At 41.4% G+C, this 24604-nt stretch carries 21 protein-coding genes; 12 read left to right on the top strand and 9 right to left on the bottom strand.

Annotated elements, in window-relative coordinates; genetic code table 11:
* Positions 1 to 87: 87 nt before the first annotated feature.
* The 3 genes from grpE to FD724_RS20995 all read right to left on the bottom strand — a co-directional run bounded on the left by grpE (position 88) and on the right by FD724_RS20995 (position 1783).
* Complete coding sequence (gene grpE / locus FD724_RS21005; RefSeq protein WP_179075569.1) at positions 88 to 732, bottom strand: nucleotide exchange factor GrpE; 645 nt, start codon at positions 730 to 732, stop codon at positions 88 to 90.
* A gap of 146 nt (positions 733 to 878) precedes the next feature.
* Positions 879 to 1370 carry a Dps family protein gene (locus tag FD724_RS21000; protein WP_012410091.1) on the bottom strand — a complete coding sequence of 164 codons (492 nt, stop codon included), beginning with the start codon at positions 1368 to 1370 and terminating at the stop codon, positions 879 to 881.
* A 149-nt stretch (positions 1371 to 1519) separates the two neighbouring features.
* Positions 1520 to 1783 (bottom strand): ParB N-terminal domain-containing protein, encoded by a 264-nt coding sequence (locus tag FD724_RS20995; RefSeq protein ID WP_012410090.1) that lies wholly within the window; start codon positions 1781 to 1783, stop codon positions 1520 to 1522.
* Positions 1784 to 1898: 115 nt separating this feature from the next.
* On the opposite strand from FD724_RS20995, the gene FD724_RS20990 reads away from it, so the two are divergent.
* A complete protein-coding gene (locus FD724_RS20990) occupies positions 1899 to 3614 on the top strand; it encodes a SpoIID/LytB domain-containing protein (protein ID WP_179073985.1) in 1716 nt (571 codons plus the stop codon).
* A 360-nt stretch (positions 3615 to 3974) separates the two neighbouring features.
* Here FD724_RS20990 and FD724_RS20985 read toward each other — a convergent pair whose 3' ends face one another.
* Complete coding sequence (locus FD724_RS20985; protein ID WP_012410088.1) at positions 3975 to 4274, bottom strand: ferredoxin; 300 nt, start codon at positions 4272 to 4274, stop codon at positions 3975 to 3977.
* 430 nt (positions 4275 to 4704) lie between these two features.
* Between FD724_RS20985 and FD724_RS20980 the strand changes: the two genes are divergently transcribed.
* The 4 genes from FD724_RS20980 (at position 4705) to FD724_RS20965 (ending at position 8119) form a co-directional block, all read left to right on the top strand.
* The gene (locus tag FD724_RS20980) at positions 4705 to 5700 is read left to right on the top strand and encodes a Gfo/Idh/MocA family protein (protein ID WP_114086236.1); all 996 of its coding nucleotides are present in this window, start codon (positions 4705 to 4707) and stop codon (positions 5698 to 5700) included.
* Between the two features lie 20 nt (positions 5701 to 5720).
* Positions 5721 to 6497, top strand: coding sequence for a type I methionyl aminopeptidase (gene map, locus FD724_RS20975; RefSeq protein ID WP_012410086.1), 777 nt, complete (start codon positions 5721 to 5723; stop codon positions 6495 to 6497).
* A 241-nt stretch (positions 6498 to 6738) separates the two neighbouring features.
* Positions 6739 to 7359 (top strand): Uma2 family endonuclease, encoded by a 621-nt coding sequence (locus FD724_RS20970; protein WP_179073984.1) that lies wholly within the window; start codon positions 6739 to 6741, stop codon positions 7357 to 7359.
* A 145-nt stretch (positions 7360 to 7504) separates the two neighbouring features.
* On the top strand, positions 7505 to 8119 hold the full coding sequence (locus FD724_RS20965) for a Uma2 family endonuclease (protein WP_179073983.1): 615 nt from the start codon (positions 7505 to 7507) through the stop codon (positions 8117 to 8119).
* Positions 8120 to 8324: 205 nt separating this feature from the next.
* Here the strand turns inward: FD724_RS20965 and FD724_RS20960 are convergent, their stop codons facing one another.
* Positions 8325 to 9659: a pentapeptide repeat-containing protein gene (locus tag FD724_RS20960; protein ID WP_179073982.1), complete on the bottom strand. Its 1335-nt coding sequence runs from the start codon at positions 9657 to 9659 to the stop codon at positions 8325 to 8327.
* A 30-nt stretch (positions 9660 to 9689) separates the two neighbouring features.
* On the opposite strand from FD724_RS20960, the gene FD724_RS20955 reads away from it, so the two are divergent.
* Positions 9690 to 11201 (top strand): FAD-binding oxidoreductase, encoded by a 1512-nt coding sequence (locus FD724_RS20955; protein ID WP_179073981.1) that lies wholly within the window; start codon positions 9690 to 9692, stop codon positions 11199 to 11201.
* 243 nt (positions 11202 to 11444) lie between these two features.
* On the opposite strand, the gene chlP is transcribed toward FD724_RS20955, so the two are convergent.
* A complete protein-coding gene (chlP, locus tag FD724_RS20950; RefSeq protein ID WP_179073980.1) occupies positions 11445 to 12665 on the bottom strand; it encodes a geranylgeranyl reductase in 1221 nt (406 codons plus the stop codon).
* A gap of 204 nt (positions 12666 to 12869) precedes the next feature.
* Here chlP and yidD point away from each other — a divergent pair, with 204 nt between their 5' ends.
* From yidD to nblS, 4 genes are all read left to right on the top strand, one after another.
* Entirely contained in the window at positions 12870 to 13394 is a 525-nt protein-coding gene (gene yidD / locus FD724_RS20945) for a membrane protein insertion efficiency factor YidD (protein ID WP_179075568.1), read from the top strand.
* 94 nt (positions 13395 to 13488) lie between these two features.
* Entirely contained in the window at positions 13489 to 14505 is a 1017-nt protein-coding gene (locus FD724_RS20940; RefSeq protein WP_179073979.1) for a sulfate/molybdate ABC transporter ATP-binding protein, read from the top strand.
* 628 nt (positions 14506 to 15133) lie between these two features.
* Positions 15134 to 17305 (top strand): aminodeoxychorismate synthase component I, encoded by a 2172-nt coding sequence (pabB, locus tag FD724_RS20935; protein ID WP_179073978.1) that lies wholly within the window; start codon positions 15134 to 15136, stop codon positions 17303 to 17305.
* Between the two features lie 287 nt (positions 17306 to 17592).
* Positions 17593 to 19539, top strand: coding sequence for a two-component system sensor histidine kinase NblS (gene nblS, locus FD724_RS20930; RefSeq protein ID WP_179073977.1), 1947 nt, complete (start codon positions 17593 to 17595; stop codon positions 19537 to 19539).
* Between the two features lie 67 nt (positions 19540 to 19606).
* Here nblS and FD724_RS20925 read toward each other — a convergent pair whose 3' ends face one another.
* Positions 19607 to 19978, bottom strand: coding sequence for a zinc ribbon domain-containing protein (locus FD724_RS20925; RefSeq protein ID WP_179073976.1), 372 nt, complete (start codon positions 19976 to 19978; stop codon positions 19607 to 19609).
* A 227-nt stretch (positions 19979 to 20205) separates the two neighbouring features.
* Between FD724_RS20925 and FD724_RS20920 the strand changes: the two genes are divergently transcribed.
* Positions 20206 to 21582: an AAA family ATPase gene (locus FD724_RS20920; RefSeq protein ID WP_179073975.1), complete on the top strand. Its 1377-nt coding sequence runs from the start codon at positions 20206 to 20208 to the stop codon at positions 21580 to 21582.
* On the top strand, positions 21582 to 22298 hold the full coding sequence (locus tag FD724_RS20915) for a chromosome partitioning protein ParB (RefSeq protein ID WP_179073974.1): 717 nt from the start codon (positions 21582 to 21584) through the stop codon (positions 22296 to 22298). Before FD724_RS20920 ends, FD724_RS20915 begins: the two co-directional genes overlap by 1 nt.
* 239 nt (positions 22299 to 22537) lie before the next feature.
* Here FD724_RS20915 and FD724_RS20910 read toward each other — a convergent pair whose 3' ends face one another.
* Together FD724_RS20910 and FD724_RS20905 are read right to left on the bottom strand one after the other, a co-directional pair.
* Positions 22538 to 23485 (bottom strand): glycosyltransferase family 2 protein, encoded by a 948-nt coding sequence (locus FD724_RS20910; protein WP_179073973.1) that lies wholly within the window; start codon positions 23483 to 23485, stop codon positions 22538 to 22540.
* A 70-nt stretch (positions 23486 to 23555) separates the two neighbouring features.
* The gene (locus FD724_RS20905; RefSeq protein ID WP_179073972.1) at positions 23556 to 24575 is read right to left on the bottom strand and encodes an Npun_R2821/Npun_R2822 family protein; all 1020 of its coding nucleotides are present in this window, start codon (positions 24573 to 24575) and stop codon (positions 23556 to 23558) included.
* Positions 24576 to 24604: the final 29 nt, after the last annotated feature.

The raw sequence follows: 24604 nt of genomic DNA, 5'->3' as shown, positions 1-24604 counted from the left end.
TTTAGTATTCCCAATATTTGTCATTTTTCAACAGACAGCATAAAAAGTAAAGAGTTATGAATTTATAACTCCTAACCCCTAACTCCCTCAAACAGGACTAACTTTAGCTCTGTAAAGCAGCTTCTCACCTTGAAGATATCCAGTGTAGCGCACCTTGACTATTTCTCCAGGTAATGAAGTTCCCTCCATCAGTTGGTGTAGTTGGGGATTATAAGGTAATTCTGCTCCCACTGGTGCGATCGCTTCCACTCCCCACGCCTGTAAAAGCTTTTCCAGAGGTTTCTGCACTAACGGTACTATTTTCACTGCTGCTAGCTGTGGATTCTCTTGAGCTTTCTGTGCTGCTGTTGGCCATTGCAATAAGAAAGACTCCAGCAGTTGTAAAGTTGACTGCTGGAGTTCTTGTAGTAATATCTCTCGCTGCTGTTCTAGTTGAAACTGCGATCGCTGATACTCTTTTCTTAAATCTGTAATCTCTTGTAACAATTCCTGATTGGGCGCTGCTTTCTCTTGTAATAACTCTACGGTTGAAAAAGTTGCGATTAATTCATTCAATGGCATCTGTAGCACTGGTGACAGCTTCAGCAGCACATCTACCCGCATCTGCTCTAGCTTTCCTTGGCGTAACCGCAAAAGTTGCCGTTCTGAAACACCAGTAGCTCGACTTAGCGCTTTAAAACTAGAAATACCCACTTGTTGCATTAAATCTTGCAACTTTTGGGTATTGGGCATTTGGCATTGGGTATTGGGCATCCCTTCGGCTCCGCTCAGGGCAAGTAGGTATTGGGGACTGGGTATTGGGGATTGGGCATGGGTATTGGTGATTAAGTTTTTTTCAATTCCCAATGCCCTATTCCCTAATTCCTATTCCCTAATTCCTATTCTTCCAGTAAACTTCTCAACATCCAAGCGGTTTTTTCGTGTACTTGCATCCGTTGAGTTAATAAATCGGCAGTAGGCTCGTCGTTAACTTCCTCTATCACGGGGAAAATAGACCGTGCAGTTCTGACTACGGCTTCTTGTCCTTCCACTAATAAGCGGATCATCTCAACAGCTTTCGGAACCCCAGGAGTTTCTGGAATTGAACTCAGTTTGGCATATTCGCTGTAGGTTCCCGGTGCGGGATAGCCAAGCGCTCTAATTCTCTCAGCTATTAAATCAACCGCTAAAGCTAATTCTGTATACTGGGTTTCAAACATCAAATGCAATGTTTGGAACATCGGCCCCGTTACATTCCAATGGAAGTTATGAGTTTTCAGATAAAGTGTATAAGTGTCAGCCAACAGACGAGATAAACCCTCGGCAATTTTAGCCCTACTAGCCTCGTCAATGCCGATATTTACATTTTTGACTGTTACTTTTGATGACATAATTTTCTCCTAATTAGGTTATATGTAATTGGGCATGGGGAATTGGGCACTGGGAATTGGGAATTGGGAATTGGGAATTGGGAATTGGGAATTGGGAATTGGGAATTGGGCATTGTCCCCTTGTCCCCCTGCCTCCCTACTCTCATTCTCTATGCCAAGTGCATCTTTAAAACGCTACGGGGTGCTTTACGAACTCTGGCTAAAACGGTTTCTTTGCCTAAACGCTGGCAAGCTTCATACCGATGGCAACCAGAAAAGCCATAATATTGTCCATCTACTTCTAGGACATCAATAGGTTCTTGCTGCCCAATCTCCGCAATCGATTCCATTAAGGCTTGCACTTTATTTGGATCGTTTGCACGGGGCAATGGCCGTTTTATCTGATTTAATGGAATTTCTTGGACTCTAACCATAAGGAGTTTATCCAACTAGTTCTGTTTTGTGTCTCTAAATAAATCATAGTCGTTATGACTTCGTTTTGCAATCTATATTTAGGGCAAAACTGGTAATGGTATCATTGGAGCGCTCATGCGACAAAAAGACCGCACTGCAAAGCAATTGGAAAATAAGCTCCAACGCCGCATTAGGGGGCAAAAGAAGCTCGATATGCTGCGCGTAGCTTGCTTCCCCATAGGGGTACGCTATCAGGTAGCCATGAAATTTTTGTTTTGGCGTTTTTCCCACACTGTGCTGACAACATTTTGTCTCTTGGGACTGACTGCTGCATCAGGCCCTGAGAGTAACATCCAGGATATAGGACTGAAAATTGGGATTGTGCAGCGATTTGGTTCACAACCCACAGCTAAACTGCAACTGGAACCCACAAAAGGCGATCGCTTAAAGCTAAAATTTCAAGCGGGTAACAAGCAGCAAATCCTGGTGACAAAGAATCCTGTAAAGCTGGAAACAGTTATGCAAGCTTTACCCCAGCCAGCAGTTGAAGAAATGGTAGTCTTAGGTACATACCGTACTTTTGAAACTGCGGAAGATAGTGCTAACAAATGGCGTTCTCAGGGAATAGAAGTGGAAATCGCCCAGCCAGAACGCTGGCAGGTTTGGGCTAAACGAGATGTTTATAGCACTCCTTTATTGCGACGCTTACTATTGCAGAACATTCAAGCTTCTAATAAAGATAAAGTATATCTTGATACTAAAGTTTTAAAACAAGTGCCGCAAGTTAGTTGGGTGGTGGATGGTAAACGCTATAGCCCAAATGATTTGGAAATTAGCACTGATAAAAACTTGATTCGGGTCAATAAAAGCGAAAAACCAGAAAATGCTCGTCTTTATTCTGGACAACTGAATTTGCAGCCAAATGCTTACGGCACATACACTTTAGTTAACCAAGTCCCCTTAGAAACTTATTTACGTGGGGTTGTGCCTTACGAAATAGGAACGGATGCACCAAAAGCGGCGCTAGAAGCCCAAGCAATTCTCGCCCGGACTTATGCTTTAAGAAATTTACGCAGGTTTGCCGCAGATAACTATCAGTTGTGTGCCGATACTCACTGCCAAGTTTATTATGGGCTAAATGGAGCGGCGGCTAAAACAGACCAAGCGATCGCCTCCACCAGGGGTAAGGTAGTAACTTATAAAAACGAACTAGTAGATGCCCTGTATTCTTCTACCACAGGTGGTGTTACTGCTTCCTTCAGCGATGTCTGGAATGGCGACGATCGTCCCTATTTGCGCCCTGTACTAGATGCTGCGACTAATTTTTGGAACTTGTCTAAGCAGAGTTTGGCAGATGAAAAGAACTTCCAGAAATTTATTAATATCCAACAGGGATTTAATGAGAGCAAATGGGATGCTTTTCGCTGGCGCAGGGAAACCCGTTTAGAAGATATTATCAAGGACTTGCAGAAATTTTTGCAGGTAAAAAACAGTCCTCATGCCAAATTTAAGACAATTCAGGCTATGGCAGTGGTGAAGCGAAGCGAGAGTGGACGCATTCTGGAACTCGCGGTTAAAACTGATAAAAGCACCTTTATTCTTCACAAAGACGAAGTTCGCAGCGCCTTTGCTGCTCCTACAAGTACGCTTTTTTACCTAGAACCTCTGAATAAAGGCAAACCAGAACTGTGGGGATACGCTTTTATTGGTGGTGGATTAGGACATGGAGTTGGCTTGAGTCAAACTGGCGCTCAAAATCTAGCAAAACTAGGTTGGTCAAGTCCTAAAATTCTCCAATTTTATTATCCTGGTACTCAGATTCAAGTTCTCAACAAAGAGATTAAATTCTAAGCTAATCGCTTTTTACAGCAGTTTGCTTTTTGAGTTAGGTACAAAATACAGGACTCAAAATTAGATAGAAAAAGTTTCTACCTCCTGATTCCTACCTCTATCTTGAGGTAGGAATCAGGAGTCAACAAAAGCTAAAATTGCTGAGGTGGAACTCAATACTAAAAAATTAAGCAGGAACACTAAATTTACTGTGTTCCTGCTCAACATAAAATCAGGCTTTTTTTCAAAGTGGCTTTAAGAGGCACACACAAATTGATGCTTAGTCTTGCAACATTAAGACGTTGGACGATCGCTCAGTCCAAATGTTCGAGCAACTATAATCACCAATAGAAATAGGTATTTGGCTATTTAGTTTTCCTCTTAATAGAGTTCTTCTTCTTTGTGAGTTTCGATTGTCACATTAGAAGTTGGGTAAGCAACACAGGTCAGTACATATCCAGCTTCTATTTGATCGTCATCTAAGAATGATTGATCGCCTTGATCGACAGTACCTGATACGAGTTTACCTGCACAGGTAGAGCAAGCACCAGCACGGCAAGAGTAGGGCAGGTCAATACCAGCTTCTTCAGCTGCGTCTAGAATATAGGTATCGTCCTCAACATCAAGGGTTGTGTTCAGCCCTTCAGCCTCGTTGATTAGTGTCACTTTATAAGTTGGCATTGAGTAATCCTCTCTTTTGTGAACGGCAGTATAAGTTATCTTAAGCCAAAGGTCGCGGCTGTTCTTGGGAATTAGCCGCTAGTTTATATTTGCTTCAATTCTGATACTACGAGAAAAATTAAACTATGTAACTCGAAATTGAACCCGATTAGTAATGAAATTTAGTTGCTTAATCCCGATAAGTTTTATTTATGTATTTACTGCCCTAGTTGAGCTGTGATAATAAAAAACTATGCTCTAGCTAAGAAAGCATGATTAAATTTGATGTTATTTAAATTTGCAGCAAGGTTTTATCATCCATAAGCTCGGAGTTTTGTCAAGACAATCAAGAAACTTCCTGCAACAACTCCGAAAATTTCAAGACTAACAAAAACCGATTTTTAAGCAGGTCACATAATGAGTTTGTGCCAAGTTTTTATATAAAATGATCATGTATAATTCAGGAGCAGCTTTGGAAAAAGCAAGAGTGCGTGTAGGTTTGGTAGGTACTGGGTATGCGGCAAAGTTCCGGGCTGAAGCATTGCTCCATGATGAGCGATCGCAGTTGATAGCGGTTGTTGGTCATACCGCAGAAAAAACAGAAGCCTTTGTCAGAGAGTACCAGATTAAAGCATTAAGTTCTTGGCAAGAGCTAGTAGAGCGTGAAGATGTAGACCTAGTAGTGATTTGCACTGTTAATCGAGATCATGGTGCGATCGCTCGTGCAGCACTTACCAATGGCAAACATGTAATTATAGAGTATCCCCTTTCGTTGGATGTAGTCGAAGCAGACGAACTGATTGCCCTAGCCAAAGCACAAAAAAAACTCTTGCACGTAGAACACCTAGAACTTTTGGGTGGTTTGCATCAAGCCTTGAAGCAAAACTTAGCCAAAGTTGGTGAAGTGTTTTATGCTCGCTACAGCACTATCAATCCCCAAAATCCTGCACCCCGTAAATGGACTTATAACCACGAGTTGTTCGGTTTTCCCTTAATTGGGGCCCTGTCTCGCCTACATCGCCTCATCGATTTATTTGGTACAGTATTTACTGTTAACTGTCATCAGCGATATTGGGAAATAGAACCGGAATATTACCAAACCTGTTTCTGCACTAGTGAACTGTGCTTTAACAGTGGACTTTTAGCCCAAGTAGTCTATGGCAAAGGCGAAAGTATTTGGCAATCAGAACGCAAGTTTGAAGTTCACGGAGAAAAAGGTGGTTTAGTCTTTGATGGGGACACAGGAATTTTCATCCAGCCAGGGGAAACAACATCTATAGAGGTTGGTCCTCGCCGGGGTTTGTTTGCCAAAGACACAGCTATGGTGTTAGACCATCTTTTTGATGGCACTCCTTTGTACGTTACCCCAGAGCAGAGTTTGTATACCTTAAAGGTTGCTGATGCTGCTCAAAGAGCTGCACAGACAGGGTTCACTATGTTTATGTAAATTTGTCTAGATAAAAGTTAATGAAAACTGAACTAATTGTCATTTTATCCCAACGAGAAATAGAGAAAATGCGTCAAGCTGGGCGTTTAGCAGCCAAACTTCTCCAGCATCTCGAACCGTTTGTGAAGCCTGGGGTTAGTACTCTCGAACTAAACGATGAAGCCGAACGTTGGACGCAAGCGCATGGAGCAAAAAGCGCACCTCTTGGCTATAAGGGTTATCCAAAATCGATTTGTACCAGTGTCAATGAGGTAATTTGTCATGGCATTCCTAACGCCAAGCAGATTCTCAAAGACGGTGACATTATTAATATTGATGTAACGCCCATTGTTGAAGGGTATCACGGCGATACATCCAAGACATTTTTTGTTGGTACTCCCTCCCCAAAAACGAGAAAGCTGGTAGAGGTGACAGAGGAGTGTTTGCGTCTGGGTATTGCTGAAGTGAAACCGGGGGGACGGATTGGCGATATTGGTGCAGCTATTCAAGAGTATGCTGAAGGGCAAGGCTTTTCTGTAGTGCGAGATTTTGTTGGACACGGCATCAGTAACATTTTCCACACTGCGCCGGATGTTCCCCATTATGGTACTCGCGGTAAAGGCAAGCGCCTAAGACCGGGGATGGTTTTTACTATTGAGCCAATGATTAATGAAGGTACTTACGAAGTCGAAGTTCTCAGCGACAAGTGGACTGCGGTAACGCGCGATCGCAAGCTTTCTGCTCAATGTGAGCATACCTTAGCTGTAACTGAAGATGGTGTTGAAATCCTCACCCTACCTGAAGGCGAGAATTACTAAACTGGTAGGTTTTTCTACTATTGAATTAACATAATGGCTCTAACTGTTGCTTCGGAAAATATCACACTAAAGCAAGTAATATTGTTCTATGGATTAGAGTTTTTTTGATGTCTATAACCGGAGCAATGAGTTGTATAGTGTACTCCAGATTTTGAAGCATATTAGTCAATTGCCTAATCAAAGATAGTTAGAATAATTAAGAGCAGGTATTACTGCTCTTGTTCTTAACTTGGAAGGACAAATGTCTATGGTCTTAGCCACTGTTAATACAGGTAATATTAACTCTGAGGCATTCGTTGCTGGCTATCTGGATGATGGACGCTACGAGTTAATTGACGGAGAAATAATCGACTTGGAACCTACTGGACTTCATGAACAGGTTGCTGGGTTAATTAATCGTAAGCTTAACGTAGCAATTGATCTGCTCAACTTGCCTTGGTTTATTCCTATGAAATGCCTAATTAAGCCATTAGGTCAAAATTCAGCCTTTAGACCCGATGTTGTGATTCTTGATCAGACGAGTTTGGCAAATGAACCATTATGGAAAACTGAGCCAGTTATTACACTAGGCAAGTCTGTAAAGTTAGTAGTAGAAGTTGTCAGTACTAATTGGCAGAATGACTATGCTCGGAAAGTGGAAGACTACGAAGCTTTAGGTATTGGGGAGTACTGGATCGCGGATTATCTAGGGCTAGGAGGGAAACGCTACATTGGCTTATCCAAAGAACCCGTAATCACGATTTATCAGTTAGTCGATGGAACTTATCAAGCACAACAGTTTAGAGGAACAGAACGCCTCATGTCCCAAACGTTTCCAGACTTGAATCTGACCGCAGAACAGATATTTCTTGCGGGTCGCTAGAGTTAAAGATTGAGGAACACGTCGTATTGTTTGGGAATAAACATTTACACTTTTTAAAGCTAATAAAAAACACAAGTGCGAATTTCATCACCGAAAAATCAATATTTATTAAATGATAAAGTAAAACATATATGGAGGTAAGATTATGACTCAATCATTGCCCAAATTACTCACCTTCAACGAATTTATTGAATGGTATCCCAATGACGCTAAACGCTATGAATTGCACAAAGGAGTACTTATTGAAATGCCACCCCCAACCGGAGCGCATGAAAAAGTTGTGGGATTTATAGCCCATAAGCTAACTGTCGAGTTTGATCGCCTGAATCTTCCCTACACTATACCCAAAACTTCATTTATCCAAACTCCTTCTGCCGAATCCGCTTATTCGCCTGATGTATTGCTGCTAAATCTTGATAATCTCGACAATGAACCGCTTTTTCAAAAACAGTCAACAGTAAGCCAAGCAGCATCAGTTCCAATAGTTATAGAAGTTGTTTCAAGCAACTGGCGAGATGATTACTACAATAAGCTTGGGGATTATGAAGAAATGGGAATTCCCGAATATTGGATTGCTGATTATGCTGCATTGGGTGCAAGAAAGTTCATCGGCAATCCCAAACAACCCACTATTTTTATATGCGAATTAGTTGATGGTGAATATCAAATGACACCTTTTCAAGGTAACACAGTGATTTTATCACCTACTTTTCCCCAATTAAATTTAACTGCACAACAGATTTTTAATGCGGCTAACTAATTTTTTATAAAACAGAATTCAGGAGTCAGGAGTCAGAATTCAGCATGAATCCTGACCGAAAAAGCGGATAGCGCAGCGTAAAGCCTGCGGCATGGCTGCGCTTAGAGCGAGTCCGCGAACGTCTGAATATTGGTTTAAAATCAAGCCGAATCATCGGCTTATAGTTAGAGTATTCTGAATTCTGACTTCTGACTCCTTTTTATAACTATCTTCCCAATTTATTAGGAATACCTTCACAACCACCTGGAATAGTAGCTCTAGTTTTTTCGCCACCCCAAGTACAACAGTAGCAACGTGCAGACTCAGACATCCGTTGCACATTACTGAAATCGGCATTTTCCACTACAGCGCCAGTTTGTTCACCGGTTTCATAATCTGGCGGTTCAGTCCGACTACGGGGTGATGCTTTATCTACTAAACCGTAAAATAGGCGAATGCCGTTGATGTCGGCACCAGTGAGATTAGCATTATATAAAATTGTGCGGGAGAGGTTGGCTTTTACTAAGTCACAACCGGTCAAATTAGCACGGACAAGATTAGCTTCGCTGAGGTCAGTCCAACGTAAATCAGTACCGGAAAGGTCGGCTGCGGCTAGCATTACACCTAAATCGATGACACGCAAACCTTCCAGACGGTCTTCTGCGTATCCGCCAGTCCCATCGAGAATGGCTCGACCTAATAGGCGATCGCGTTTTAAGGGTGACAGCAACTTAGAACGTGAGAGAAAGCGGAGAATTTTTGCTTTACCACTACCATCAACGCTACTCAAAATTGCCGCAGTGCGTCCTTCAGCGATCGCTCTTTCTTGGGGCCAATCTTCTAATAATCCTTCTTCATCTAACACCAAGTCTGAAATGCCTTGGAAATAAGAATCAATTGTCTGTTGCTGGGTGATAATATTTTGCTGAACTGTGAGCAGGTTTTGCTGAATTGTCAAGTCTTTGGAAATAACATATTGCCGCCACGCTACATAAACAGCAATAATGGCGATCAGAATTTGCCCCAAAGCACCAAACCAATCTGCTAGGGTTCCAGCAATGTCCCAGTTAATTTTGCGTCCTAAAGCAAGTAAGCGATCGCCCACACCTGTGAACCTGATCAAACCGATGATGGCTACTAGTAATCCCAAAAAGGCCACAAACAGGGTGCGTTCTTGGGGTGAAAACCACTCATCTAAAACTTCTTGGAACCAAGGCAATAATATGGCTAAGGATAACAGCAAAGTTATCAGCGTTCCGATAATGCCAACGATCCAGTTATTGAGGATAATTCCGATGAATGTGATGGCGATCGCTATTAGAGTAATTAGCAATGCCCTTGGCTTAACTGTGAATTGGCTAGTAATGGGTTGCTTGAAGTCAGAACGGGCTTGTTGTAAAGCAATTGTATGTTGCGGAGATTGTAAAGACCCAATCGCCGCCAGTACTTCTGAGGTTAGGTTTTTCTCAGTTGAACTACCATCAAAGTCATCCGGTTGCAAGTCGTTTTCAGGTATTGGTTCTGGGGTTGGTGGATTAGAGGAATCGGATTCAATCGTCATGTTTTCTATTTTGCCCTCTCAATCCAAGTTATGCAGCGTTTCTACCGGAGTAAATTGTTAAAAAATAGGCTGAAGATTATCCTGTTTGTCCTAGTGGCAACTACCACTATTGCCTTAACAGTCATCGCCAGACCGGTTGCTCACCTGACTTTAACAGCTTGGAGCGATCGCGATGATCGTCAACCCCTGCCTCCTGGCACGGTTGATGATGCCAGTCACCTGAATCAGACACAGGTGACTATTAAGCAGGTTAAAAGTCAGCCTGGAGTTGCTGAGGTGCTACTACAGTCTGTACTTAGAGATGCTTTACGTCAAGGTAAGAAGGTAGCGATCGCTGGTTCACGCCATACGATGGGTGGTCACACTCTCTATGCTAAAGGCATCTCCTTGGCGATGCTTAACTTCAACCGGATGCAATTCAATCCGGCGACTAAAATTCTGACGGTACAATCAGGAGCTAAATGGTCTGATATTATTCCCTACCTAAATGAACGTGGCTATTCTGTCGCTGTTATGCAGTCCAACAATGATTTTTCTGTTGGCGGTACGATGAGTGCTAATGCTCATGGCTGGCAACATAATAGTCCTCCCTTTGCTAGCACGGTCGAAAGTTTCCGGTTAATGCTGGCAAGTGGGAAGGTTGTACAGTGTTCCAGACAGGAAAACCCAGAGTTATTTTCTCTCGTTTTAGGCGGTTACGGGCTATTCGGGATCATTCTTGACGTGGATTTGAGAGTAGTACCCAATGAGACGTATATAGCAGAACGGTTCGTGATTAAGAGCGAGAATTATATTGATACCTATCGGCAACGGGTAGATGGTGCAGCCAATATTGGTATGGCATACGGTAGACTTTCTGTTGCCCCGGAAAGCTTTTTACAAGAAGCTATTCTCACCACTTACCGCCAAATTCCCCAAGGAAATCAGGCTATTGTCTCTTTAGAAAAACAGCCAGATTCTGGATTACCTCGGACGGTTTTCCGGGGCAGCATTGGCAGTGACTATGGCAAAAACTTGCGCTGGCAACTAGAAAAAATTGTTGGGGGAGAAGCCGGAAGCTGGGTTTTGAGAAACCAGATTCTCAATCGTCCCTCCACCTTATTTGAAAATCGTCATCAGGCAGAGACTGACATCCTGCATGAGTACTTTATTCCTCCTCAATCTCTGGAAGCTTTTTTAGAGAAGTGTCGCGTGATTATTCCTCAGTCCAAAGGGGATTTGCTCAATGTCACGGTGCGAAATGTTCACCAAGATAACGACAGTTTTCTTAGATATGCCGATGGGGAAGTTTTTGGATTGGTGATGCTGTTTCATCAGCAACGTAGCCAAGAGGGGGAGGCAAAGATGGAGGTAATGACTCAGAAACTGATTGAGGCAGCCCTAGCAGTTGGCGGTAGGTATTATCTACCCTATCGTCTTCATGCCACACCTGAACAATTTCGTCGAGCTTATCCACAATCTGCTAAATTTTTCGCCCTCAAGCGTAAGTATGACCCCAATGGGATTTTTCAGAATTATTTTTACCTGAAATACGGCAAATAAATGAAGTGTATTCGATGATTTTAAGCTCTTTACTCTGCGTCTTCTGCGCCTCTGTGGTTAAAAAACTTTTAAACCGCAGAGGCACAGAGATCGCTGAGAAGAAATAAGAGATTTTATGAGCCACATTGAAAGACCTAATTGTGGGGTGGGCATCTTGCCCGCCCAAATGAATCAGCGTCCAAGATATCCACCCCACAAAATTGAGTAATTTATTTGTTGGAATTCCCAGTCCTTTGCCCTCAATTAAGGTGCAAGGGCATTACCCCGAATTAGACTACCAATGGTTTTGGCAGTAATCTTCAATTGGGTGATGGGATTAGCTGGAACAACCGTTTTATAGAGATAGCTATCGAATGTTAGCCGTTGTACATCGAGGTCATCACACATTTCCACAAACGCTTCGCGGGTAGCGTCGGAACGATAGAACACACTTTGCAGAATGTCCAACACCTTGTAGGTGAGTCCGTATCTTTTATCCCAACGTTTCAGGTAAATCTTGAGGTCGCCTTCTGTAGGAATACGGCTACCACCGTTAGAGGTTTCTACAATGGTTTCGGCACACATCCGCCCAGATTTAGCGGCAAAATAAATACCTTCACCAGAAGACTTGGTAACATAACCAGCAGCATCTCCCACCAAAGCGATGCGACCAACGACACGACGGGGACGGGGATGTTCAGGAATGGGGTGGGCTTCGACTTTGATGATTTTACCGCCTGCCAATTTTTCAGAAGCACGGGCGCGGATACCAGCTTGTAACTGTTTGATGCTGGCTTTGTTGATGTGCATTGTGCCAGTACCGACAGCTACGTGGTCATATTTGGGGAAAACCCAAGCGTAGAAATCGGTCGAAACGTCATCACCGACATACATTTCGGCGAGGTCGTTGTAGTAGGCCATTTTGTCTTCGGGTAAGCGAATTCGCTCTTGGAAAGCGATCGCATAATTGTAATCCCCAGCGTCCATTTCTTTGGCAACGCGAGAATTAGCCCCATCCGCCCCAATGATTAAATCCACCTTCAGGGTTTTGGCAATCCCCTGTGAGATACCTTCTGTATGGTCAACGTAATGGATGGTATAGGGATCAGTATTGTTTCCTGGTATATCAAGTTTATGAACAGTGGCATTAATTAAATTTGCGCCTAATTTTGCCGCGCGATCGCGCAAAAAGCCATCCAGCACTTCCCGGCGGCACATTCCTATATATTCATCTTCATTTACCAGATTGATATCAACTTCCCGATTAGAAGGTGAAATCATTTTCATCTTCCGTACCCGGCGATCGATAATCTCTGGTGGTAAGTCAAATTCACTCACCATACATAGGGGAATTGCGCCCCCACAAGGCTTTGCATTGTCTAGCTTCCGCTCAAATAGGTAGGTTTCAATCCCAGAGGCTGCCAGTGTTTCAGCGGCAGATGAACCAGCAGGGCCTGACCCAATAACAGCAACCCGTAGTGTCAAAGGTCTTTCTCCCAATCTTCACATTTACCGAGAGCATACTACCACGGTCTTTCTAGTGATTTGGCGCTTTTCCTCTAGGTTTCTGCTTAAATGCAATATTCCTTAATGTTTCGATACGAATTGAGATTGGGAATAGGGCATTGGGAATTGGGAATTAGGTATTGGGAAGAATGAAGAATATTGCCTAGTCGCCAATCCCAAAATATGCAGATTTCCTTGTTCGATTCTTTTGCCAGACAAGTTAGTACCGCCGCAATTACCGGATATCAAAAGCACATTTCCCCACACAAAGGTTTTGCTTGTGCCCACAGAATACTATATGGCGGCGAATCTTGCTCTGGGTACTTCAAGCGGGTAATTGCTAAGGAAGGGTTAAAAGTAGCATTTGTCAATAGTCGTGAACGATTTCAAGCTTGTAAAGAAGCTAACCATATTTTGCGTAAACGCGCAGTAGCTTTCCGCTATGTGTCTATGTCAATCGAAAATTCCGAAGAATCTACAGAGGAAGAAGCAGAAACACAGCAACGAAAACAAGCATCTGGTAAAGTTGGTCAAACATCCTCATTTATTAACAGCAACAATACTGAATGTTTTGATTGTGCCGATTTGGGCTGCAATTGTGCCGAGATACTTAATATCGCTCCTGATTGTGGTGCCCCTGATTGTAGTTTCCTAGATTGCAGTGGTGCTGATTGTAGCTTTCTCGACTGTGGCAGCTGCGGTAGCTAAATCTTGTTCATCTATAAATAATTATGTATGGTATATGTAAGACACAGTAATCCTACCAAGGATCTGTAGATTTAGTTGCAGAGGTATAGCAGCAGTGGGCATAGTAGTTGAGAATGTCTCCAAACAATTCGGGAGTTTCAAGGCTGTTGATGAGGTTAGCCTGGAAATTAAGAGTGGTTCGCTAGTTGCGTTGCTTGGTCCGTCGGGGTCGGGTAAATCTACGCTACTACGGTTAATTTCAGGTTTAGAAATGCCAGATAGCGGCAAAATCCTGCTTACCGGTAAGGATGCTACATACCAAAGCGTGCAGCAGCGCAATATTGGCTTTGTATTTCAGCACTATGCCCTATTTAAGCATTTGACTGTCAGGCAGAATATTGCTTTTGGCTTAGAAATTCGCAAGGTACAGCCAAAGAAGATTAAGGGAAAGGTAGAACAATTACTAGAGTTAGTGCAATTGAGTGGATTAGGCGATCGCTATCCATCACAACTTTCTGGTGGTCAAAGACAACGGGTAGCCTTAGCAAGGGCATTAGCAGTAGAACCTGAAGTGTTACTCCTAGATGAACCCTTTGGCGCACTTGATGCTAAAGTCCGCAAAGATTTACGGGCATGGTTACGCCGCCTCCATGATGAGGTTCATGTTACCACGGTTTTTGTCACCCACGACCAAGAGGAAGCAATGGAGGTTTCCGATGAAGTTGTGGTCATGAATAAAGGGCGCGTGGAACAGGTAGGGACACCATCGGAAATTTATGATAATCCTGCCACCGCATTTGTGATGAGTTTCATCGGCCCGGTAAATGTATTACCCAGCAACTCGAAGATTTTTCAAAGTAGCGGGTTTGATGCGCCACATCCACAAGTATTTTTGCGCCCGCAAGATGTGATTTTAGAAAAGGTTGCTAACGGTACTACTACCGTTGCGACAGTGAGCCGATTGATACATTTGGGTTGGGAAATTCAGGTGGAATTAACTTTCGATGATGGGCAAGTGGTGATGGCGCATTTAACACGCGATCGCTTTAATGACTTAGAGTTAGAACCGAAACAGCGTATATATGTCAAGCCAAAGGATGCGAAATCCTTCCCGGTGTCTTATTCAATTTAGACTTTTGCCAGTTTCCCAATGGTCAAAACCCCTAGTTAATCGCTGTCTAATTCAGCTATTGGCTAGGGGTTTTAATCTTACGTAAGTAAGTCGGTGTGAATAATTCAAACTATGTTAAGTAATGTAAAATTATTGTAATTTAGTTCGTAGTAAGGACTTCAGTCCTAAAAGAAGGACTGAAGTCCTTACTACAAACCTTTAATTATTTCCGCCGTCCTACTTAGGCTAGAAAGAGCATCACTTTACAATGCTAAAATTATCTACAACTGTAATGAAATAAAATAGCAGAACAATTAAATTGATTAGCCCATGAATAAAAAGTTAATTAATTAATCGTATAAGAAATATAGAAAATGTTTAGTTGACATAGTTATAGTAACGTAAGTATTTTTTCGGCAAAATCTGAAAATAAAATTTCTATTTCATTTAAATTAAAATCTGTATTTGGGTATTAGATAACGTTAAATAAATCGACTAACAGCATTGAAATATCTAGCGAAAATCAGGTTGCTCAGTTAGATAAATAAACTGATTTTCAACCGTTGATTTAGACTGGAATAAAGCTGCTTGTACTTGTCTTTGTGCCATTGTATAGACCAACAAGCATAACAACATCGAGACTTACAAGATGAAAACCCTAATTATTGATAATTATGACTCTTATACTTTTAATCTTTATCAATTAATTGCAGAAGTAAATGCAGAGTATCCCACTGTGATTTACAACGATCGATTTGCATGGGATGAACTGCAACATTGGGAATTTGACAACATTGTGATTTCACCAGGGCCAGGCCGTCCTGAAAATCTAAAAGATTTTGGGATTTGTAGTCAAGCTATTCAAAATACCCAAGTGCCCCTTCTAGGTGTTTGTCTTGGACATCAAGGACTTGGTAATGAGTATGGAGGAAAAGTTATTTATGCACCTGAAGTTCAGCATGGTCGGATCAGTGAAGTTTATCACAATGGTACTGGTTTGTTTGCGGGAATTCCTTCTCCTTTCTCTGTTGTGCGTTACCATTCTTTGCTGGTTGCAAATGACCTACCAGACTGTTTAGAAAAAGTAGCGTGGACAGAGGATAATCTGGTGATGGGAATGCGCCATCGATCCTTGCCGTTATGGGGTGTGCAATTTCATCCAGAGTCAATCTGTACTCAATATGGACAAATCTTATTCGAGAATTTTAGAGAGATTACCCTAAAATTTGCCCAAGAGCGCGGCAATAGTCCAAGAAAACACTATTGGATAGAAAATAGCGGGACTGCTCCCATACCTGCAAGTTCTTCTTCCCAAAAACAGCAACAGGAATTTAAACTTTGTACGCACAAGCTGAATCTGTATCCCGATACCGAGCAAATGTTTGTGCATTTGTTTGGCAAATCACCAAATACCTTCTGGCTAGACAGCAGTCTGGTTGAATCCGGTCTTTCTCGCTTTTCCTTTATGGGAGATAGCAGTGGCGAAAACAGTCTGCTAATTCGCTATCAGACGCGATCGCAGGAACTCACCATTACGCAGTCTGATACCATAAGCTGTAAGACAAAGGGGATTTTCGAATATCTCCAGGATGAAATTGAACGACGACATTGCCCATCAGATGATTTACCCTTCGATTTCAACTGCGGGTTTGTGGGTTACTTTGGCTATGAATTAAAGGCAGAGTGCGGATCTAAATTAAATCACGCCTCTAGCTTACCTGATGCTATGTTTCTGTTGGCCGATCGGATGATTGCAATCGATCACCAGGAGCAAACCCTCTATCTGCTTTGCCTAATTCAGCACGGACAATACGACTTAGCAGAAGCCTGGTTTGAATGGATAAAACACCAGATTGACCATCTTCTTCCCCTATCGCCTATTGTTCCACCAGAAGTTCAGACACCTGTTATTTTCCGATTAAGTCGGTCTGAAAGGACTTATCTTGATAATATTCAGATGTGTTTGCAAGAAATTCACGAAGGAGAAACTTATCAAGTTTGTTTAACAAACAAGATTTACACAGACACAACACCCGATCCCCTGGTGTTCTATCGTTCATTACGCCGCATCAATCCTGCTCCATACTCTGCATTTTTGCGCTTTGGTGATGTGGCGATCGCTTGCTCATCTCCAGAGCGATTTCTGCACATTGATTGTCAAGGCTGGGTAGAAACAAAGCCCATTAAGGGAACGCTACCACGAGGAAAAACACCCAACGAAGATTTTATCCTGCGTGAAAAATTGCGGAACAGTGAAAAAGATCGCGCTGAAAATCTGATGATTGTGGATTTGCTTCGCAATGATTTAGGACGGGTTTGTGCAGTCGGCACTGTCCATGTTCCCAAATTGATGGATGTGGAAACCTATGCTACGGTACATCAACTGGTGACGACTATTCGCGGTCATTTACGTGCTGAGATGAGCGCTACAGACTGCATTCGCAACGCTTTTCCCGGCGGTTCGATGACAGGCGCTCCCAAACTCAGAACCCTTGAGATTATCGATCGATTAGAGCAAGAAGCACGGGGAGTTTACTCAGGAGCGATCGGCTTTTTGGGATTGAATGGTTCGGCTGATTTGAATATTGTCATTCGTACTGCTGTGCTGACTCCAGAGGAAACCTCAATTGGCGTTGGCGGCGGCATTGTGGCGCTTTCTGATCCTGAAATGGAGTTTCAAGAAACACTTTTAAAAGCAAAGGCATTGATTCATGCCATAATGATCGCCACGCATGGAGCCTTTGATTCTAACCAATATTACATCCAGGGGATAGAAACAGAGGCTTTTGATAGCTATAAAAAAGTGCGAGCAGTTTCCTAGCCACCGCTAACTTCAGTCGGGTAACTCGCTCAAAATCCCAACAGGTGGGATTTTTGTTAGACTACTCACCTGTGCGTAACCAATATAAAAAAATGGGGTTTAACGCCTTAATCCTCAATTGGATATCAACTCCGATCGCCCAAATGAGGTAAATTCGTTAAGACAACCTTAACAGAGATACCCTCTGATAATCCTCCATTCCCGTTCTCTAACATATTTGTCAAATTAACTGTTAATTTTTTAGTTGTTGGGCTTTATAACAAAGACTACTAACAACTTTATTTAAGATGCTAACCCTGTTAAAAACAATTCGACATGCGATCGCAAGTTGGTGGTCTGAGTTCACCCTCCAGACTAAGCTGCTGGCTGTGGCTACATTGGTGGTTTCCTTGGTGATGAGTGGTTTGACTTTCTGGGCTGTGAATACAATTCAGCAGGACGCGCGGATGAATGACACCCGCTTCGGGCGTGACTTGGGTTTGCTGCTTGCTGCCAATGTTGCCCCCCTGGTTGCTGACAATAATCTCACAGAGGTTGCCCAATTTTCTCAACGCTTCTACAGCAGCACCTCTAGCGTGCGTTATATGCTTTACGCTGATGAAACCGGGGAAATCTTCTTTGGCATACCTTTTTGGGAAGCCGAGGTAGAAAATTCCCTCACCATTAAACGGCGAATACAACTGCCAGAAGATTACCCTGGTGATGGGGAAAAGCCGATGGTGCGGCAACACATGACTCCAGATGGAGTTGTTACCGATGTATTTATTCCTCTGATCGTTAATAAGAAATACTTAGGTGTATTAGCGATCGGTATCAACCCCAATCAGACTGCTGTCATCTCCACCAATTTTACCCGCGATGTCACCATTGCCGTTTTTATCACAATTTGGGTAATGGTGATTTTGGCAGGAGTAATAAACGCTTTGACCATCACTAAACCAATAAAAGAACTCCTGGTGGGGGTAAAGGAAATTGCTACCGGGAATTTCAAGCAGCGCATTGATTTACCTTTAGGGGGCGAACTAGGGGAGTTAATTTTAAGCTTTAATGAGATGGCGGAGCGATTAGAACGCTATGAAGAACAGAATATTGAAGAACTGACCGCCGAAAAAGCCAAGCTAGAAACCCTAGTTTCCACGATCGCAGATGGTGCTGTGTTGATTGATAACAACATGCAGGTGATATTAGTCAACCCCACGGCGCGGCGAATTTTTGGCTGGGAAACGGCTGATGTGGTCGGCTGCAATGTATTGCATCACTTGCCGCCAGCAGTACAAATGGAAATCACTGGCCCATTGTACGAAATGGCAGCAGGTGAATGCGAAAGCGCCGAATTCCGTATTTTTATTAACCAACCCACCCCTCGGACGATCCGTATTCTCTTGACTACAGTACTCAACGTGCAAAGAGAAAGCATCAAAGGCATTGCGATTACTGTCCAAGACATAACCCGTGAGGTGGAATTAAACGATGCAAAAAGTCAATTTATCAGCAACGTTTCTCACGAACTGCGAACGCCTTTATTTAACATCAAAACCTATATTGAAACCCTGCATGACTACGGCGAAGACTTAGGATTAGAAGAACGGCAAGAGTTTTTGCAAACAGTTAACAATGAAACCGATCGCCTAACCCGCCTAGTTAACGATGTATTGGATTTATCAAAACTCGAATCTGGTCGTCAGTATAATTTCGATGGAGTGGATCTAGCCCAAGCGATCGAGCAAACATTGCGTACTTACCAACTCAATGCAAAAGATAAAGGTGTTGAACTTCTTCAAGAAGTTGATGCTAATTTACCCCTGGTAATGGGTAATTACGATCTGTTAGTACAAGTTTTTGGCAACCTAATTGGTAATGCCCTCAAATTTACCAAAGCCGGTGGTAAAGTAGCAATCCGCGCTTACCAACTAGATTTCAAACCCAATCACAGCCAATCTTCTCCAGTGCGGATTGAAATTTCCGATACTGGAATTGGCATTGCTACAGAAGACCAGCACTCAATTTTTGAACGCTTCTTTCGTGTAGAAAACCGAGTTCACACCCTAGAAGGCACAGGTTTAGGATTATCGATTGTCAGAAATATCATCGACAGACATCGTAGTAAAGTCCATCTAGTGAGTGAAGTTGGCATTGGCACAACTTTCTGGTTCGACTTAGCCGCCTTTGAGGAAAAAGCGCCACCGATACAAGTTGAAGCTATAACTGAAGCATCCAAAATCACCACAGTCTGAAGTTCAGGGATTGGGCATTGTTGTTAATTTTGACCATTTCCTATTCCCAATCCCCAGTAAACACTAATCAAGACCTTAATATCACGAACAACAAACAGACCAATAATAAACCTAATAGCAACAGCAAAGCCTGATTGCGTTTTACCCAAGTTTTCACAGTTACAACAAAACTGTTAGTGTAACGCTGCTGTTCCAACTCTAACTTTGTCTGTTCAATATTTTGGTAGAGGGTACAGTCTTTGGCGTAGGGACGCTGAGGAAAATTGCAAGTATCATCAGCGTGATAGGTGCAAGTGTCGCACAGATACCCATCCCCAGTAGCGCGGTGCAATGGAATACCGGGATGACCGTAAGCTTTGAGTGTAGTCCGGCAATAGGGACAACTAATAGCTTGACTATCAACGAGTTGATGGCAGTGGGGACAAGATACAGTAGCCAAAACCTTTAGCGCAAATAGGTAAACACTTTGATTCTAGCCATTTACAAGTTTAATGGGAAAATAGCTCTCAAAAGTTGTTACTGTATCAGCAAAAGTACTACTTTTATGATGATTATTGATATTTTTATAAGTGATTTATATCACTCAGAATAATTAAAGGTATGCCATAATCTAGCAAGTATGAGGTTTTGTGCTAAGTCCAATAATTATTTAAAGGTAGAAAAATATTGCCTTTTAATCCTGAGCTGTGCCGTAACGAAAGCGAAGTTGAAAGCAAACTCATAGTGCAATATTTGCTACCACAGCTAGGTTATACTCCTGACACCTGGCATCAAGAAGTTGCCGTTGGTAGCATCCGCTTAGATTTTTTAGCATTTGCTGCACAGGTGATTCCTTTTGTTTTAGATGCCAACTCACCCCTGAGTGTCGTTATGGAGGCAAAGCATCCCAAACAAAACTTAAATAATCATGTCCCCCGACTCAGGCATTATTTAACCAGCTTGAATGTCAGGTATGGATTGCTGACTAATGGCAAAGAGATTAGAATTTATCAAAAATTACAGACTGATATTCAGTTAATATTTCAATGCTCTGGGAAAGAAGTTGAGATAAAGATAGATGAAATTAAAACTCTAATTGGTAGAGAAAGCTTGAAAGAAGGACAGCTAGTAGATAAATCAAAAGTTCAGATCGAAAATAATTCAAATTTTGAAACAAACAGGCAACATTCAATGAAAACGATTGCAATCTACCACAATAAAGGCGGCGTTGGAAAGACTACTGTTGCAGTCAACCTGGCAGCAGCATTACGTAAAAAAGGTAAAAATGTACTTTTAGTTGATATAGATTCCCAGGCAAATACTACTTTTGCTACAGGATTAATCAAATTTCAATTTGAAGAAGATGATAATTTAAGAGAGTTAAACGTATATCATTTATTAGAATCAGGAGATTTTAACTTTATTCCAGAAGTAGTGCGTACATCTGATTATTTCAACAATCCAGAAATTGATGTTATTCCCTCACATATTACATTAATTGAATATCAGGATAAACTAAATAAAATATTAGCTAGTAGAAGCAGGCTAGTAACAAAACTAAAAAGGGTAGAAAATAACTATGATATTGTAATTATTGATACTCCTCCCTCTAGAGATTTGTATGCTGAAGTTGCACTGATTACTAGTGATTACCTAATAATTCCATCCGACTTGAAACCATTTGCTAACCAAGGTTTACCAACGGTCAAAAATTTTGTTAATCAAATTAATGAATCTAGAGAAATGATGGGTAAACCGCCTATTAGTATAATGGGCGTTCTTGCTTCTAAAATCTCAACAAATGCTAAATTTTTACAATACAATTTCCCTAAACAGAGAGAAGTAATTTCAGAGCGCTACCAATTGCCACTGATGGAAGCTGTAATTTATGACAGAACAGCGTTATCAGAATGTATGAATCAGACTATCTCAGTTGGAGATTTAGAATATCCTGACCCTAAATCTATTATAAAATTTGCCGAGTTAAAAACTTCTGCTCAAATTTCTGCTGAAGAATTTAATGTATTAGCAGATGAAGTTATCCAAAAATTGGGGATTGATTAATGATTAATTTTTCTTTGGTGGATGTAAAAAGTATTACTTCTAATGAACCTCGTTCAAATTTTGCAGAAGCTGATTTAGAGAACCTTGCAGACATAATTATAGAAACAGGAGGAATTATCAGACCATTAGTTCTGAAAGTAACAGGTGTAGAGAGCTATACGGTAGTTGATGGACATTTTGAATATTATGCTGCTGTCAGGGCAAGAGAAAAAAATCCTCGACAAGGTGAAATGGTTAATGCTTGTGTCATTGCCCCAAAATTAGAGGCTTTAGTAGTAAAGCAAGTTGTATCTCTCAAAGGAATTGATTCTTCTACTAAACAAGTAACACCACAGCCAGAAATAACAAAGTTAGAACCACGTCTAGCAAATCTAGAATTACGTCTTGAGAAGCAATTCAATGAATTTAAGTCAGAATTTATACAAGAAAGACAGAGGATAGATAGTCAGTTAAAGCAACTTGAAAACCTTATTCCTCAAAAGAGCGAACAGAGTAATCCACTTAGTTTATTGAATTCTTTGGATAAAGACGAGTTATCTATAAAGTTACAACGCTCTAGGATTCCTGGGGCTGAAAAACTTGCAAAAGGGATATTTGATGCTCGAAGTAAGAAACCGAAGCAAAAGTTTGAAGATTACCGCGATGTAGTAAAATCTGTTAAAAACTTGGGTGATAAAACAATTTTGACTATTATTGATGAGTGGTCAAGAAGTTAGTAGTTATTTAAATACAGCGCTTCCGGCTATTATGCAATACAGTTTTCTTCTTACCCCTCTGCTATCATAGCTTTCAGTTTTGAGGATGTACCTCATAGCCGCCGTAAGTGCTGTAAGTTCTTCGCGGTGTAAAAAGCTGTATAGCTTTCTCTGCGCCTATGTATGATACGTTATTCACCACGTACTTGATAGGAAAAAGCTGATGCCTGCGGTGGGCTACGCCAACGCATTCCCATAGCCTAACCCCGCACCTGCCGCAGTGCATTAAACGCCTTACCTCGTAACCCAACTGGTAACAACGATAAACCTAAACCAGTCCAAGCTTTAGGAGTTGAAAAAGATTGCCCTGCTAAAACTAGCTCTCTGCCTTTTTGCGTTTCACCCTTTTCAATTAAACGCAAACCTAATAATAACTGCGTTTCAGTTAAACGATTTTTCCTGATTGTCTCTATTTTTTCAGAATCAAACTTATAACTTTCTAAATACCGCATTTTATCAAACAAATAAGGAATGGCTCTATTTATACCTTGCTGTTCTGCATGAGTGCGATATTCCATCAATAATTTTGGTAAATAATAACCCTTTTTTCCCGCCAAAGCTAAACGCACAAATAAATCATTATCCTCACAGTTTTGCATATTTGGCTGCATATATCCTAATTCTTGCAAGGTTTTGCGGCGAAATAATGTTGCGCCAACTTGAAAGCTTTGGTTAACAAATACAACTTCCAACAAATTATCTACAACACCTGCTGGTAAATTCTTTCTACCCCAGCGATGAGTATTTTCTTGAGTTTTTACCTCATCCCGCACATTGTTAATATCAATTATCCAATGGTCTGTACCAACAAAATCAATGCTAGAGTCTTGAGCAAGAATCGCTGCGGTACTTGCGAGAAAATCGGGTGTGAGCCGATCGTCATCATCAAATTTAATAAAATATTCACCACTGGCAGCATCAAAGCCAGAGCGCATATTATTACTTTTACCAATATTTTGCAGATGACGAATATATTTAATCCGGTGGTCTGTATACTGTGACATTAACTCAGGTGTGCGATCGCTAGAACCGTCATCACAAACAATTAGCTCAAAGTCTTGCTCAGATTGATTCAGTACACTGTCAATGGCATAAGGAAGAAGATTAACCCGATTAAAGGTAGGAACACAAACAGTAATTCTAGGCATATTTTATACTAGTAACTGGAAAATATAGAAAATAGAATACTAATTTAACGCGTCACCAATAAAGCTATCTTTAGCGGAGAGTTCTTTGAATTTTATTCATTGTTTTGTTAAAAAAATTATTAGTTTTAGTAATTATGCTTGCTGGCTTAAGCTGTTTTGGTCTTTGTTCTGGTTCTTTAAGAAAGCGATAGTGCAAAAATTCATTTCCATAACATATATTGACATCTTGCCCTTGAGATAACTGGGCAAAATCACGAGAAGAATAGCTCATATAATGTATACGATGAATTGGTTTTAAGCCATCTTGATTATAAAGAACGTTATTAATATTGATAAAGGGATCTGCATTGGCACAGTTGCCTGTTCTATCTTCACCATTGGGGCTAAGTGTAAAGTTAAAAAGTGGGCGATCGCAGCGCAAGGTCATATAGTTAAACAAAAAGGAATCATCCCACCATCCATGTCCATTAATCCACTCAACTTCTTTTTGGGTAATTAATTGCTCTTTCATTATCTCAATATCTTTAACAGTAAACAATCCTCGTTTAGAGCCAAAGAAACTAGAACAATGGAGTTGAGGACGTATATCTGCTTCTGTATACAGCCCAGTTTTCTCTATAACTGAAATATTTAACGCTGCAACAGCTCTATCCTTAAGGTGTTCCCAATCATCAAACACAAAATCTGATGTTTCTAGCTTGTCAATTACATTATTGAGTGGCTTCATTGCCAAACTATCACCGTCATAAAATACGAATTTATCAAAAATACCCTCAAAGGCAACAAACTTTCTTTGTAAATGACTTTTGTACCAACTAGGACGTGATAATTTTGTCTCTTTTTCCCTTGGATGTGCTGCCCAAACCTGATGAGCAAATTCTTCCCAGTGTTGAATTACGTCCCAATTATCAAACAAGATTACATTTTTCCGATTCTGAATTTCCTTCCTAACTAAATCTAGTTGCTCATTATATGGAATTATACAAATAGGAATATCTGCGCTAACATTCACCTCAATACTGTTTAGCAAAGCTACTAGTTGGTCAAACACCACATCATTAGCCAGGGTGTAGATACCGAAGGAATCCATTTTGATAAATCCTTTTTCTCTTGCAATGA

Origin of the sequence: Nostoc sp. C057 (genome assembly GCF_013393925.1) — a bacterium.
Lineage (GTDB): Bacteria > Cyanobacteriota > Cyanobacteriia > Cyanobacteriales > Nostocaceae > Nostoc > Nostoc muscorum_A.
The sequence above is the reverse complement of the archived record's forward strand: the minus strand, read 5'-3'. Positions and strand labels throughout refer to the sequence as shown.